Source organism: Halomonas sp. SIMBA_159 (genome assembly GCF_046536035.1).
In the GTDB taxonomy this organism is placed as follows: Bacteria; Pseudomonadota; Gammaproteobacteria; order Pseudomonadales; family Halomonadaceae; genus Vreelandella; species Vreelandella venusta_A.
Map to the genome: position 1 here is coordinate 1 of NZ_JAWJBT010001744.1, position 232 is coordinate 232.

General features: G+C 69.8%; 1 protein-coding gene. It reads left to right on the forward strand.

The genetic code is table 11. The annotated features are described in order from the left end of the window. On the forward strand, positions 1-232 hold a 232-nt coding region (locus R0J87_RS25170), incomplete at both ends, for an ABC transporter permease (protein WP_498889752.1).

Below are 232 nucleotides of genomic sequence, written 5' to 3' on the forward strand. Positions count from 1 at the left end.
GGCCGCGACGAGCTGATGCTCGGCGAGCTGGCCGCCACGCGGCTGGGACTGCCCGAGAGCCGCGTCGCCCTCGGCCAAACGCTGCACTTCGACGACCGCGACTGGACGATCGTGGGCCGCTTCAGCGCCCCCAACACGGTGATGAACGCCGAGGTTTGGCTGCCCCTGACCGATCTGCAGATCGCCACCAACCGCGAGGCGTCGCTGTCGTGCGTGGTGGTCACGCTCGAAG